This window comes from Streptomyces sp. CB01635, from assembly GCF_002803065.1.
Lineage (GTDB): Bacteria > Actinomycetota > Actinomycetes > Streptomycetales > Streptomycetaceae > Streptomyces.
Map to the genome: position 1 here is coordinate 25,881 of NZ_NNBL01000016.1, position 12,482 is coordinate 38,362.

The following is a 12,482-nucleotide window of genomic DNA, read 5'->3' on the forward strand; positions in this document are numbered from 1 at the left end:
GACCGCTGTCGGGCCAGGAACTCTGCGAATGCCGCTGACTGCTCAGGGTCCCTGGGCTCAGACATGCAGGGTGGGCCGGTAGATGAGTTCTTGGATGCCGCCGTCGAGGGTCCGGTGCTCGATCAGCTCGAGGTCGAAGTCGGCCGCACCCCGGAAGATCGGGTCCAACCCGGTCTGACCTGTGATCACGGGGAAGAGCGTCACCTGGACGCGGTCGACCAGGCCGGCGGCCATCAGCGCCCGGTTCATCGACAGACTGCCGTGCGAACGCAACGGCACGTTGGACTCCTTCTTGAGCCGAGCGACGACGTCGACGGCATCGCCGGCGGCGACGCTCGCATCCGGCCAGTCGAGGGGCCCTTCCAGCGTGGTCGACACCACCGTCGCCGGCAGGTTCCTCATCCGGGTGACCCATGGGTCACGCACCTCGGACTCCTCGGTGCTCGAGGCCAGCATCTGCGCGAACGCCCGATACGTGTTGGCCCCGAACACCATCCGCTGCTCGTCGTCGTACACGGCGAGACGGTGCTCGAGGAGCTCCGGGCCTTGCTTGCCCCAGTAGCCGGTCCAGTTTCCGCCGGCGGCGCCGAAGCCGTCGAGGCTGGAGAACACGTCGAATGTGTAGGCGGCGGTCATGATGTTCTCCTCGAGTACGGTTGATCGCGTGTCGGGTATACAGACCGGGAACCGCGGCGAGACTCATCGCCCTTGCACTCCCGGGGTCCGGCCGCCCCCGATCCGCGCCGGCCGATCCACAGGGCTCAACTGATCCTCCCCACGTGCGGCCACGCCTCACAGCGGAATTTGCTAGGAGTTCGAAGCGTCACAGGGGCCGCTCAGGCGTTTGCGCGCAGTTGGTCGCGCGCCCAGGTTTCGAAGGTGGTCGGTCAGGTCGCAGCTGGCGTCCCACAGCCCGGCCGCGACGGCGGTGTCGGCGAGATGGCTCCATGCCGCTTCTTGTCGGGGTGCGCCGCGCAGGCTGAACAGGCGTGGCCCCCACAGCTGCCCTCCGCGCGCGGCCGGGTCGAGCACCGCTCGGACCGCCGGCCAGGCGCCGGCGTGCTTGCCTTGGACGAGTAGAGCGGCGGGTGCCGCGCGCAGCCGCGCGCCGAGGCTTCTCACATGGACCGGCGGCCGTGACGGAGTGAGGGCGTCCAGGGCACCGCCGGGATGGACCACTGCGCTCTCCACCGAACTGCCGAGGGTGCGCAGGCGGCGGTCGAGTTCGAGCCCGAAGTACATCTGGGCCAGCTTGGTTCGTCCGTAGGTACGTTTGGCCTGGTAGTCCCGCCGGGACTGGAGGTCGTCCAGGTCCAGCCGTTCCGATTTCGCCGCGAAACTACCGACGGTCACGACACGCGCCGCAGGTGCGGCCGACAGCAGCGGCATCAGCAGACCGGTCAGCGCGAAATGCCCGAGGTGATTTGTGCCGAACATGAGTTCATGACCATCCCCTGTCTCGCGACGCGGCGGGTCGTCGAGCGCGACGCCGGCATTGTGGACCACCGCATGCAGAGCACTCACCTCCAGGGATTCCACTGCTGCGCTGAGCGACGACAGGTCAGCGAGGTCCAGCCGGATGGCCCGTACCTGCGCGCCGGGCACGCGAGAGCGGATCGACGTCAGGGCGGCTTCGGCTCTGGCCGGGTCCCGACAGCCCAGCACGACCGTGGCTCCGGTCGCTGAAAGCTGCTCCGCGATGAAGTACCCGATACCGGTGTTGCCGCCGGTGACCAAGAAGACGCTGCCCTCTGCGCGCGGCAGCCGGTGAACATCCCAGGGCGGAGCGGAGGAAGTGGACGACATGACGGGAGGCTCCCTGGATCCGGAGGGGCGAGACGGTTGCGGCCGCTCCCGAGGGAGCAACTTGCCATCCACAGTTCCAGCGCTGACCGACACATCGCCTACGGATCACCGACCGCCGCGACGGACGCCGACACCCCGCCGACAGACGGCCAGTCCGCTGACCGACGGTTGCCAACCGCCGCCTCGGATCCAGATTCGGACTCGGACCTCCCAGCCGTGAAGACGCAGGTGTGTCGTGGCACGGTCGTTGTCATCGGCGAGCATCGTGACTTCGAAATCGGCCGGCCCGATTGCCCATCGGCGAGCCAGAATCATCCCGTGATGCGACAGGCCTACGAGGACGCCGAACTCCACCAGTCCATAACCGAGTTGGCGGCCGAGACCGGCGAGATGCGGCGGTTCTCCGCGAAGATCCTGCCGCCGCGGTGCCGCAAGTCGCCGCCGGTGTCCGAGGTACTGCCATGAATCACCACGACGCCGGGCAGGAGGAGGAACCCGCGGAGCACCTGCGCTTCTGGACCTACCTGAGGGAGTTTGAGCAGGTCACGGAGGCCGACGAGGTCGACCTGGTCAGCGAAGTACTTTCCGACCCGGACGAGACGATGGCCCAGTCCGCCGTCCTGCGGTATGTGGACCGCCGAGCCGCCGACCTGTTCTCCGGACCCGCCTACGAGTCCTGGGCCGCGAAGATGACCCAGGCCACGACGCGCTACCCGTTCCTGACCCGGCGCCTTCACGAATGGTCTCTCTTCCGGGCCGTCACGCTCAGGCAGCCGTGGCGTCCGGATGCCCTGCTCGAGTCGTCTGACTGGTTCCAGCGCAAAGCGGCCGAAGCGTCGAACGCGGCCGCCCTGGAAATCCTCGCCGCCCGGGGCCGCACCAAGCGGATCCGCAACGCCGCCCGCATCAATCTGAAGCAGCAGGGTCAAGGCTGATCGCAGTCCCCCGGTGTGTGACGCACCCAAGGTCTGGAACATTGCTCGCCGTTCGACGCGGGCAGCGGTCCGTAAGAGCTTGACACGGCGCGGGTCTGCCGAGGGAGGCGTGTTCCTGATCTACGGTGCTGCCATGGTGCGTGCCGGTGGTCCCCAGACCCGTGGACCGGACAGGTCTGCGGCTTCGGGCCGCTCCCTGGCCCCGCTGCTCGCTGTCTGCGCGGGCTACTTCATGGTCATCCTGGACGTGACCGTCATCAACGTCGCCGTTCCGGTGATGGGGCGGGAACTGTCGGCCTCGCTGACAGGGATTCAGTGGATCACCAACAGCTACACCCTGATCTTCGCCGGCCTCCTGCTCACCGGCGGCGCGCTGGGAGACCGGTTGGGCAATCGCCGGATCTTCTGCACCGGGGTGGTGGTGTTCACCGTCGCCTCGGCCGGCTGCGGACTGGCCCAGAGCACCGGGGCTCTGATCGCCGCCCGGCTGCTGGAAGGCGCCGGCGCGGCACTGATCGTGCCCGCCTCCCTCGCTCTCCTCCAACAGGCGTATCCCTCCCCCGCCGAGCGCTCCCGGGCGTTCGGCCTGTGGGGCTCCATGGCCGGCATCGCCGCCTCGGCCGGGCCCCTCCTGGGCGGCCTCCTCGTCACGACCGTGGGCTGGCGCTGGGTGTTCTTCATCAACCTGCCCGTCGGATGCGTCTGCCTGCTGCTCACGCTGCGCCGCGTGCCCCCTTCGGCCCGGCGCAGGGACCGCCCTGTGGACTGGCCGGCCCAGTGCGCGATCGTCGCGACGGTGTCCCTGCTGACCGCCGTACTGAACGAGGCCGGACGACGCGGCTGGACGGACCCACTGATCCTGACCGGGGCCGGCCTGTGCCTGCTGGCAGCGGCCGCGTTCGTCCTGCGGGAGCACCTGGCCCGCAGCCCTGTGCTGCCCCTGCGGCTGCTGCGCTCCCGCGCGATGAGCGGAGGAGCGATCATCGGCCTGCTGTTCAACTTCGCCTTCTACGGGATGATCTTCACCGCAAGCCTGTACTTCCAGCATCAGCGCGGCCTGACCGCGCTGCGCACCGGGTTCGCCCTTTTCCCGGCGGTGGCCATGACGATGTTCGCCTCCGTCCTCTCCGGAAGGCTGGCACGCCGCACCGGACACCGCCCGCTTGTGGTCACCGGCTTGCTTATTGGAGGGGCAGGCCTGGCCGGCTGGGCCGCGGCCGGGCCGAACCCGAGCTACGCACTGCTCGTGGCGCCGATGATGGCCGCGGGCTTCGGTACGTCCTTCGCCCTCACCGGGTCGACGACCACCGTGATGGCGGCCGCCCCTGACAAGTACTCCGGCACCGCCTCCGCCCTGTTCAACACCACCCGCCAGGTCGGCAGTGCCACAGGCGTCGCGCTGGGAGGCTCCCTGCTGGCCGCCACAGGCAACTTCACCACCGGGCTGCGGACCAGCATGGCCATCGGTTCGGCCGCTTACCTGACGGCCGCCGCCCTTGCGCTCTTCTGCATCCCGCGGAAGGCACCCGGCCACGCCACCGACTGAATGGCGGCGAGCCAGGGCGTGGCAGGTACGCCGATGGGCCGGTGGTGGACAAGCCACCGCGTCGTCAAAGACCCACCTGTAGCACTCTCGTGGCCGGAATTATGGCCTCCACCACACGCGTGTGGCTCGCGCCCTGATGAAGTGATCGGATGCGTAGATCCGCTTCCCTTCTGCCGGCCCTGGCCTCGACCGCCCTGCTCCTCACGGCCTGCGAACCGCCGCCCCACACACAGGTCGACGACCCGGGCAAGGACGGCGTACGGATCACATCGCTGACCCTCCCCTCGGCCTCCCCCTCGCCCACCCGCACCACTTCCGTCTCCGCCGACAGCCTCCCCGTGGACTCGGGGGTCATTGCCGCCTACGAGGTCACCAACAAGGGCACCAAGACCCTGACCTACTCAGTCGTCTTCACCTTCATGAGCGGTGACGGCCAGGCCATGACCAACCAAACCGCGACCGTGCGCGACGTCGGCCCCGGAGAATCCGTGCGAGGCACCGTCCGGGCCGGAGAGCTGCCGCCCGCCGCCCCTCGGGTGACGGGGGCGGCGGTCCTCGAAGTGACCAAGGTTCCCGCAGGCGAGGCGCCTGCCGCGCCGGGCACGTGCCCCGCCTCCGGCATCCGGGTCAGCGCCGACAAGGGCGACGCGGCCATGGGACTGCGCGTCGTGGGCCTCCACCTCGACAACTGCGGCACGCGCGACTACACCGTCGACGGATACCCACTCCTGGAACTCCTGGACGACGACCTCAACCCTGTCCACGGCATTCAAATCCTCGACGGCAGCGGCGACATCACCACCGGCGCCGGGCCCGACGAGCAGCCACGGCCCGTCATGCTCAAGCCCGGCGAGTCGGCAACCGCCGGCCTGGTGTGGCGCAACACCACCGAGGCCGGTACGGCAGTGAACGTTCCCCATGTGCGGGTCCGGGCGAAGGCGGGTGCCGATCCCGTGACGGTAACCCCGCACCTCGACCTCGGAACCACCGGAAGGCTCGGGGTCAGACCGTGGGAGAGGGCGGAACGCTAGGGCTTTCGTTTGGGTCAGGCTGGATCAGAAGTGCGTGGTGATCCCGAAGACGCGGCGCAGTTGTGCCATGTCGTGCCGATCGCGTTCCGACGGCTCGTATCCCTGGTGGAAGTAGACCTGTTGCTCGGCGGACAGGCACGGGACGGACATTCCCTTGATGGTGCCGGTCACGAAACACGAGCAGGGATAGGTGAAGGGGCGCTGCGGTTCGGGTGATGCCTGCACTGCTGAGCCGTCGTCGGCAAAGACCAGCGGGTGAAGGTCGATCTCCCGTCCGTCCGCAGTTGCCATGACGAATCGGATGGGCCTCCAATCCACACTCTCCACGAAGCCCGCCTCACGAAGTGCCCCCAGCGCGGCGGCTTCATGGTCTTGCCGGTGCATCAGGTCCAGGTCGCGGTGGTCTCGGGTCTGCTCGCCGAGCAGAGCATCGATTCCCCACCCTCCACCGATCCAGACGTCAACGTTCGCCCGTCGCAAAGGAGTTAGAACGCCCAGCACGTCGTCAGCTGTCATCACCCGACGCAGACTAGAAGCATCCGCCTGTGGCAGCGAACGAATTCCATGTCCCCCGCTACGTCGTAGACAGCACACCCGGCCTCACCCGGTGTGTGCAACTGATACCCCCGCGGATGCCGCACTCTCGCCGTGTGGGCGCGTTCGGGAGTAACGCAGTGTGCGGCCCCGGCGTTGACCGGGCCCGCACACCGCGCTCTCAGCAGGCAGACAGTCAACGTCCGCCGCCACCGCCGCCGCCGCCGTAGCCACCGCCACCGCCGCCGCCGCCGTAGCCGCCACCGCCGCCGCCGCCGTAGCCACCGCCACCGCCGCCGCCGTAGCCACCGCCACCGCCGCCGTAGCCACCACCGCCGTAGCCACCACCACCGTAGTTACCGCCGCCGTAGCCGCCGCCACCGTAGTTGCCGCCGCCGTAGCCGCCGTAGCCGCCGTAACCACCACGACCGTAGCCGTTGTAGTTGTTGTAGTTGTAGCCACGACCGTAGCCGCCGTAGCGACCGTAGTCGTTGTAGTTGTTGTAGTTGTAGTAGCCGCGGTTGTAGCCACCGTAGCGGTGGTGGCCGTAGTAGCGGCAGTCGTTGTGGTGCCAGCTCCAGCCCCAGCCCCGGTTGTAGCAATCGCTGTAGCCGGAGTTGTGGTGGGTCGAGCCCGTGCTGGCCGAGGCCGTCCCCGCTGTGCCGATCGCGGCGCCACCCGCCATCAGAACTCCGGTGGCGGTCACCGCGAAGAGGCGCTTCACGCGAAGTGCTCGCATGAGAATTTTCTCCCTTCCATCGTCTCGCGCACCCGAACGCGAGATGGATGGCCGCGCACGCAAGAAAGATCAGGGCGCGCGGTCGAAATGTCACCGCTCTGGAAATTGAAAGACACGCCGTGGCCATTCACCGGCCGTGTCGGCCTTGTACGGCTTCACGCGCGAACCCCCGCAGCAACAGTCGAGCTGTCCACCGCGAGAAGACTTCGCCGATGTGGCGCGTCCCGGGTTGCGGTCTCAGTGGTAAACGCTACTCCCAATCCGCTCCACGTCATCTTGAACGGGCACTCATCTCGGCACCGAACCCGGTCGACCGGCTCGGCCGGCGCCTCACGGCGGGCAAATCCGCTGGTGGCACAGCCCTCTGAGCACGCACCTGAATTTCCGGCCGCCACAGCGGCACAGCCTCACGCCGGCGGACCTGAAGGGAATGAACTGCCCCGACCGGTCCAACCGTTGCCGCCTTCGCGGAGCCCGGGGTATCGCTTCCCCTGCAAACCCGGCCCGACAGCAGTGACCCAAGAGGTGCACGCGCTGCCAGTCAGTCACCGAACCCCGCGTCACGGGTCGCCATGCGTCGTCGCTGAGCGTAGCGACGCGGACTGCTGAGCGGCCGGCGATGGCGGTGAAGCGCGCGGTGAGTGCTTCCGCGTCCAGGTCAACGGTGTGTGCCTGACTGCCGCTGTCGGCGGCATTCTGCTGGGCGGGTGTGTGGGCGGTCGGGTGTGCGGGTGTGCGGCAAGACTTCTGCCGCGGCACGAGCTCAGGAGCAGCGGCCGCCCGGTTCGAAGTCGCCGCCGGCGCCTTTGCTGCCGCTGTCGCGCTGGTGGCCGCGGCGGGCGTCGCGGTCGAAGATGCCCAGGATCTCGCAGGGGCCGCCCTCGGCGCCGATGGCGTGCGGGAGCATGGTGGGGAACTCTGCGGCCTGGTTGGTCTCGACGCGGAACCTGCGGTGGCCCAGCATGAGGATCGCGGTGCCGGACAGGACGACGAGCCATTCCCGGCCGGGGTGCGCACGCATGCGGGAGGGGTTGTCCGGCGGTGGTTCGGTCATGCGCTGGCGCACGACACTCATGCCGGGGTCGCCCTTGACGGGCCAGCGCATCGTGCCGTGCGCCGCGTCGATCATGGGACTCGTGATGACGTCGTCGGAGGCGTTCTCCACGAGCTGGTCTAGAGATGTGTCGAGAGCGCGGGCGAGGGTGACCAGCTGATCCAGGGCGAGGCGGCGCTGGCCGTTCTCGATGCGGGAGAGCGTTGACTGACTGACGCCGGCGCGGGTGGCCAGTTCCTCCAGGGACCAGCCCTGTGCCACGCGCAGGGCGCGGATCCGTTTGCGTACGAGGCTGTCCAGCTCTCCATCATTTTGCGCCATAGGCAACATCGTATGCCCATCACGCAAGTAGGGGTTGCGTTCGCTTACGAGGTGACCCGGAAAGGCTGGGGTCACGCCGAGCGAATGGGTGCGAGGGCTGGGCGGTGACGGCTTCCGCGTACGCGCGCGACGCACTGCCCCAGGGGACTGTCGACGCCGGGGTGATCGGCGGCGGTGCCGCTGTCGGAACGGTGCGCTGATGCTCGTCCGCTCCCCGCCGCTCGGTCGTCGTGATCGACAGCGGCACGCCCCGCAACGCGCCTGCCGAAGCCATGCACGGCTCGTCGTGCTGGACGGCATCCCGCCCGCCGAGCTGCTCGAGCGGGGCCGACAGCAGATGCGCCACTACGGCGGGCGGGGCGTCTTCGGCGAGGTGACCTCCGCCGAACCAGCCGCCCCGGGTGGCGGGGGTGATCTGCGTCTTGCGCTCGCCCTGGCCGACGGCCGCACCCTGACGCCGCGCCGTGTGCTGGTGGCCACCGGGCTGCGGGACGCGCTGCCCGACGTGCCCGGCCTCGCCGAGCACTGGTGCGCGGCGTGGTGCACTGCCCGTACCGCGACGGCTGGGAGGTGCGCGACGAGCCCATCGGCGCCCACGCCACCGGCCCCGCATCGGTCCACCATGCGCTGCTGTTGCGCCAACTGACCGACAACCTGGTCTACTTCACCCGCCGCGCCGAGCTGGACGAGGACACCTGCGCAGGCTTCGACGCCCGCGCCACCGCGTCGTCGACACCCCGGTGCAGGGCGTCACAAGCCGCAGGGCATCCCCCAGTACACCGCGGACGCCGCACGGGAAGGCCTGGCCAACGCTGTCGAGGCAGCGGGCAGCGCCGGCTCGCAGGCCCAGCAAGTGGTCCACGCCGCGCGGCAGTCCTTCGCCGACGGCTGGCAGCAGGCCATGTGGGCAGGCGTCGCCGTCATGCGCGCCCTGTTCGCCTACGTCCTCGCCCACGGCCCGAAGACGACAGCGCAGGGCGCAACGACCGCGAACGAGAAGGGGACCACCTCAGAGACCCTCTCCACGTGACGCTCACGCCCAACCAGGCACAGAATTGTGCCTGCTGACAACGGCTCAGGCTCCGTCACCCGACGTCACCTGACGCCCTCGACCGGTTCTGCCCTACGTCGACACCGACTGGCAGCGCTCTGCCGCTCGGTGGCCCATCGCGCTGCCGCAGACCCGCCGAGTACAGCACCGATGCGGGACTCCACCCGAGGCCTGTGTGAGCATGGCGTGCGCATCAGTTTCGAGTGCCGGAGGGGCTTTGATGGACACCCACGACTTGGACCATTTGCGCCGGTGCGTCGAGCTGGCTGCCGAAGCACTGGAAGCCGGGGACGAGCCTTTCGGCTCGGTACTCGTGGACGACGCCGGAGTCGTCCGCGCCGAGGACCGCAACCGGGTGGCCGACGGCGACGCCACCCTCCACCCCGAGTTCGAACTCGCCCGCTGGGCGGCCGCGAACCTCTCACCTCAGGAGCGGGCCGCCGCCACCGTCTACACCTCCGGTGAGCACTGCCCGATGTGCTCGGCCGCACACGCCTGGGTCGGGCTGGGTCGTATCGTGTACGTGGCCTCTGCGGCCCAGTTGTCCGGGTGGCTCGCCGATTGGGGCCGCCCCCAGGCGCCCGTGCGCAGCCTGACCATCCAGGAGGTCGCTCCCTCGATCGAGGTCGAGGGCCCCGTCGATGAACTCGTTCCCGCGGTCAACGAGTTGCACCGGCGCCTCGCACAACGGGCATCCAACGCCTGACCGACCGCCTCTGCCCTCCCAGCGGCCCGGCCGACGCCGGGGCCCATCCGCACCACCCGGCGTAACCCGGGCGCCGTTGCGGCGAGCACCCGCACCCCACCCTCTGGGCCGAGCTTTCTCAGTGCGGTTTCCCCGGCCGGTCCAGGCGGCTGATGTCCAAGAGAATGCTCAATCGGCAGGCGGCAGCGACAGCCACTCCTGCCAGGTGATTTCCCGGCCCAGACAACGAGGCTGCCGGAAGGGCCAGCGGGTGGCGATCCACTCGGGCACCAGCGCGTCGAGCGCGCGCTCCGCCTCGCTGCCCACGAGGTCGTCCACCACCCACCAGGAGATCTCGCCGTCGGAGCCGGTGCGCTCGGGCGGATCAATGTAGACGCAGCCGAGGACTGCCGTCTCCTCCTCGTCCAGGAGCGCGTAGTTGAAGGACTTGTGCGCGGCAATCTCCTGCTCGTGGCGCAGTAGGTCGATTCGGTCCTCTTCGTACGTCATCGTCTTCTTCGGCCATTCCCAGGCCGGACCGAAGATCTCCCACAGGCGTTCCTGGGAGCCCATCACGGCCGGGTAGTCGAGCGCGGTGTCCGCCTCGCGGATCGGCCGCAGGTGCAGCGCCGTGTGGGGCACGGGCACATGGACGGGGTGAACGAAGTCATCCGGGAGCCAGCTCATGAGAGGGAGGCTACAACCGGCCGCCGCGCAGGCGGTCCACACGGCGCAGATGCACCCGCTCCACCGGACATGTTCAACATCCGGCACGCAATCCGCGAGTCCGTCGAAGTCCTCATCCCGACCGTGGTGTGGTGATCCGCTTCTCGAACCAATGGTGGGCGTACGGCTCGTCGTTGAAGGCGGCGACCTCCTGGAATCCGCAGGAGTGGTACAGGCCGATCGCGGCGGTGAGCGCCTTGTTGGTGTCCAGGCGCAGTACGTCGCAGCCGTGCCGGGCGGCCCGCGCCTCCAGCTCGGCCAGGAACCGGCGGCCGAGACCGAGGCCCCGGGTGCGGGGATCGACCCACATGCGTTTGATCTCGGCCGGGGCACCGGGCGGCAGCTTCAGACCGGCGCAGCCGACAGGCTCGCCGTGGAGCCGGGCGACCAGGAACAGGCCGTGCGGTGGGCGGAGTTCACCCGCGTCGGGCAGCAGGCTCCGCGCGGGATCGAATCCGGTCTCGAAGCGTTCCTGCATTTCCGCGAAGTAGGACCGCAGGCAGTGCTGGGCGTCCGGGCGTTCCGGATCAACCACGTCCAGCGTGACCGTCGCGGCCGTCAGCAGCCGGTTGACCTCGGCCATGGCGGCGACGAGCCGGGCGCGCTGGTCGGCGTTGAGAGGCTGCAGGAGAGAGCCGGCCAACTCGTCGCTACGCCGGTCGAGCACGGCGAGTTCCGTGCGGCCTGCATCAGTGAGACGTACGGAACGCACGCGCCTGTCCTCGGGCTGCGGCTCCACCGTTACGAGGCCGTCCGTCTCCAAGGAGCGCAGCAGCCGACTGACGTAGCCGGAGTCGAGCCCGAGGCGCTCGCGCAGCCACCGTACGTCCCGGCCCTGTACGCCGATCTCCCAGAGCAGCCGCGCCTCGGCGACGGGCCTGTCGAGGCCCAGGTAGTGGTCGTGCAGCACGCCCACACGTTCGGTGACCGTGCGGTTGAACCGCCGCACCCCGTCGATCTGCGTCGCATCCATATCTCTGACTTTAGTCAGAGAATCCCGGTCGGGTCAGCCAGGGTTCTGGCCTTCCGCGCGCGGGCCGGGCCACGCACCAGCGACCTCTCGTCACGGAACGTGTGCCCCGCGCGCCGGACGATGAGTTCCCGTAGTCCCCTAAGTCCTACCTGGCAGACTCCGCGCCGATGGAGGAGAAGCCGTGACGGACGATGTCTGGGAATTGGTGCACGCCGAGCGTGAGGCTCTGATCGACGACCTCGCGCACCTCAAGGACGATCAGTGGCTGAAGTCGTCACTCTGTGATGGGTGGACCGTGCACGACGTGCTCGCCCATCTGATCGACACGGCCCGCACGACTCGCCTCGGTTTCGTGAAAGACCTGACCCTGGCGCGGTTCGACTTCAACCGTCAGAACACCCGCGGTGTGGAACGCGAACGCCGGAGCACACCGCAGGAGACCCTGGAGCGGTTCCGTCAGGTGGCATCGCGCACATCAACCCCTCCGGCGCCCCTCGACAGCCGGCTCGTCGAAGAAGTCGTCCACGGCGAGGACATCCGCCGGCCCCTCGGCCTCACCCGCGCCTACCCCACGCAGGCCGCCGTCAGATCACTCCGCCTGCAGACACGCACTCCTGCGTCGTTCGGCAGCCTCCGCCGACGCCAAGAAGGCCACCCTCAGGACGCCACACCGCCGGGGTTCGACCCCGGTCGTCCTGACTGATTGCCACTGAGTCCTTTCCTCTGACCCGGAAGGTCGCGGCACTGGCCAACTCGCTCTCCCGCTCGCTTCCCGGGTCGGCTCGGTCATCGGTCTCAGCGCGTACGGTGCCTCGCCCGTTCGCTGTTACCCGCTGGCGCACATACGCGACGATCCACCTCCGCCACTCGGCCAGTGGCTCTACCCCGCCCGTCGCAGCAGCTCCGCCTTCCGCGCGGGGCCCAGCCGCTCTCCGGCCAGCACCGGGGACAGGTGCCGCAGGCGGCGGCGCAGGGCTGTGCGGCCAGCCGCCGACAGGTCGCGCCCCGCTCCCGCTGTCCCGCTGTCCCGCTGTCCCGCTACGAGGTCATCGGTGATCGTGTTCCGCATAGGATCAATTAG

The 12,482-nt window shown here is 69.1% G+C and carries 15 protein-coding genes and 1 pseudogene; 8 read left to right on the plus strand and 8 right to left on the minus strand.

All coding sequences use genetic code 11. The features are described from left to right. Nucleotides 1-57 precede the first annotated feature (57 nt). On the minus strand, nucleotides 58-636 hold the full coding sequence (locus CG723_RS30335; protein WP_100596723.1) for a dihydrofolate reductase family protein: 579 nt from the start codon (nucleotides 634-636) through the stop codon (nucleotides 58-60). Nucleotides 637-807: 171 nt separating this feature from the next. After that, nucleotides 808-1,806 (minus strand): SDR family NAD(P)-dependent oxidoreductase, encoded by a 999-nt coding sequence (locus CG723_RS30340; RefSeq protein ID WP_100596724.1) that lies wholly within the window; start codon nucleotides 1,804-1,806, stop codon nucleotides 808-810. 318 nt (nucleotides 1,807-2,124) lie between these two features. Here CG723_RS30340 and CG723_RS46465 point away from each other — a divergent pair, with 318 nt between their 5' ends. The 4 genes from CG723_RS46465 (at nucleotide 2,125) to CG723_RS30355 (ending at nucleotide 5,318) form a co-directional block, all read left to right on the plus strand. After that, nucleotides 2,125-2,271 carry a hypothetical protein gene (locus CG723_RS46465; protein ID WP_159032580.1) on the plus strand — a complete coding sequence of 49 codons (147 nt, stop codon included), beginning with the start codon at nucleotides 2,125-2,127 and terminating at the stop codon, nucleotides 2,269-2,271. Further along, nucleotides 2,268-2,741, plus strand: a complete 474-nt coding sequence (locus tag CG723_RS30345; protein ID WP_100596725.1) for a hypothetical protein — start codon at nucleotides 2,268-2,270, stop codon at nucleotides 2,739-2,741. Before CG723_RS46465 ends, CG723_RS30345 begins: the two co-directional genes overlap by 4 nt. Nucleotides 2,742-2,850: 109 nt before the next feature. After that, nucleotides 2,851-4,287: an MFS transporter gene (locus CG723_RS30350; protein WP_234374596.1), complete on the plus strand. Its 1,437-nt coding sequence runs from the start codon at nucleotides 2,851-2,853 to the stop codon at nucleotides 4,285-4,287. A 149-nt stretch (nucleotides 4,288-4,436) separates the two neighbouring features. After that, the gene (locus CG723_RS30355; RefSeq protein WP_100596726.1) at nucleotides 4,437-5,318 is read left to right on the plus strand and encodes a DUF4232 domain-containing protein; all 882 of its coding nucleotides are present in this window, start codon (nucleotides 4,437-4,439) and stop codon (nucleotides 5,316-5,318) included. 24 nt (nucleotides 5,319-5,342) lie between these two features. Here CG723_RS30355 and CG723_RS30360 read toward each other — a convergent pair whose 3' ends face one another. The 3 genes from CG723_RS30360 to CG723_RS30370 form a co-directional block, all read right to left on the minus strand. Next, the gene (locus CG723_RS30360; protein WP_199841945.1) at nucleotides 5,343-5,834 is read right to left on the minus strand and encodes a nucleotidyltransferase domain-containing protein; all 492 of its coding nucleotides are present in this window, start codon (nucleotides 5,832-5,834) and stop codon (nucleotides 5,343-5,345) included. 214 nt (nucleotides 5,835-6,048) lie between these two features. Beyond that, entirely contained in the window at nucleotides 6,049-6,591 is a 543-nt protein-coding gene (locus CG723_RS47030; protein ID WP_199841957.1) for a hypothetical protein, read from the minus strand. A 763-nt stretch (nucleotides 6,592-7,354) separates the two neighbouring features. Then, complete coding sequence (locus CG723_RS30370) at nucleotides 7,355-7,966, minus strand: helix-turn-helix domain-containing protein (protein ID WP_100596728.1); 612 nt, start codon at nucleotides 7,964-7,966, stop codon at nucleotides 7,355-7,357. Nucleotides 7,967-8,070: 104 nt separating this feature from the next. Here CG723_RS30370 and CG723_RS47945 point away from each other — a divergent pair. From CG723_RS47945 to CG723_RS30385, 3 genes and pseudogenes are all read left to right on the plus strand, one after another. Then, nucleotides 8,071-8,724 (plus strand): annotated as a pseudogene (locus CG723_RS47945) (FAD-dependent oxidoreductase); the annotation flags it as partial. Nucleotides 8,725-8,819: 95 nt separating this feature from the next. Further along, nucleotides 8,820-8,996 (plus strand): hypothetical protein, encoded by a 177-nt coding sequence (locus tag CG723_RS47040; RefSeq protein WP_199841947.1) that lies wholly within the window; start codon nucleotides 8,820-8,822, stop codon nucleotides 8,994-8,996. Between the two features lie 241 nt (nucleotides 8,997-9,237). Beyond that, a complete protein-coding gene (locus CG723_RS30385) occupies nucleotides 9,238-9,723 on the plus strand; it encodes a nucleoside deaminase (protein WP_100596729.1) in 486 nt (161 codons plus the stop codon). Nucleotides 9,724-9,891: 168 nt separating this feature from the next. Here CG723_RS30385 and CG723_RS30390 read toward each other — a convergent pair whose 3' ends face one another. Both CG723_RS30390 and CG723_RS30395 read right to left on the minus strand, forming a co-directional pair. Then, the gene (locus CG723_RS30390; protein ID WP_100596730.1) at nucleotides 9,892-10,389 is read right to left on the minus strand and encodes a GNAT family N-acetyltransferase; all 498 of its coding nucleotides are present in this window, start codon (nucleotides 10,387-10,389) and stop codon (nucleotides 9,892-9,894) included. Nucleotides 10,390-10,501: 112 nt separating this feature from the next. Continuing rightward, on the minus strand, nucleotides 10,502-11,401 hold the full coding sequence (locus CG723_RS30395; RefSeq protein WP_100596731.1) for a bifunctional helix-turn-helix transcriptional regulator/GNAT family N-acetyltransferase: 900 nt from the start codon (nucleotides 11,399-11,401) through the stop codon (nucleotides 10,502-10,504). A gap of 181 nt (nucleotides 11,402-11,582) precedes the next feature. Between CG723_RS30395 and CG723_RS30400 the strand changes: the two genes are divergently transcribed. Then, on the plus strand, nucleotides 11,583-12,104 hold the full coding sequence (locus CG723_RS30400; protein ID WP_100596732.1) for a maleylpyruvate isomerase family mycothiol-dependent enzyme: 522 nt from the start codon (nucleotides 11,583-11,585) through the stop codon (nucleotides 12,102-12,104). Between the two features lie 177 nt (nucleotides 12,105-12,281). Here the strand turns inward: CG723_RS30400 and CG723_RS46470 are convergent, their stop codons facing one another. Continuing rightward, nucleotides 12,282-12,470: a hypothetical protein gene (locus CG723_RS46470; protein WP_159032581.1), complete on the minus strand. Its 189-nt coding sequence runs from the start codon at nucleotides 12,468-12,470 to the stop codon at nucleotides 12,282-12,284. Nucleotides 12,471-12,482: the final 12 nt, after the last annotated feature.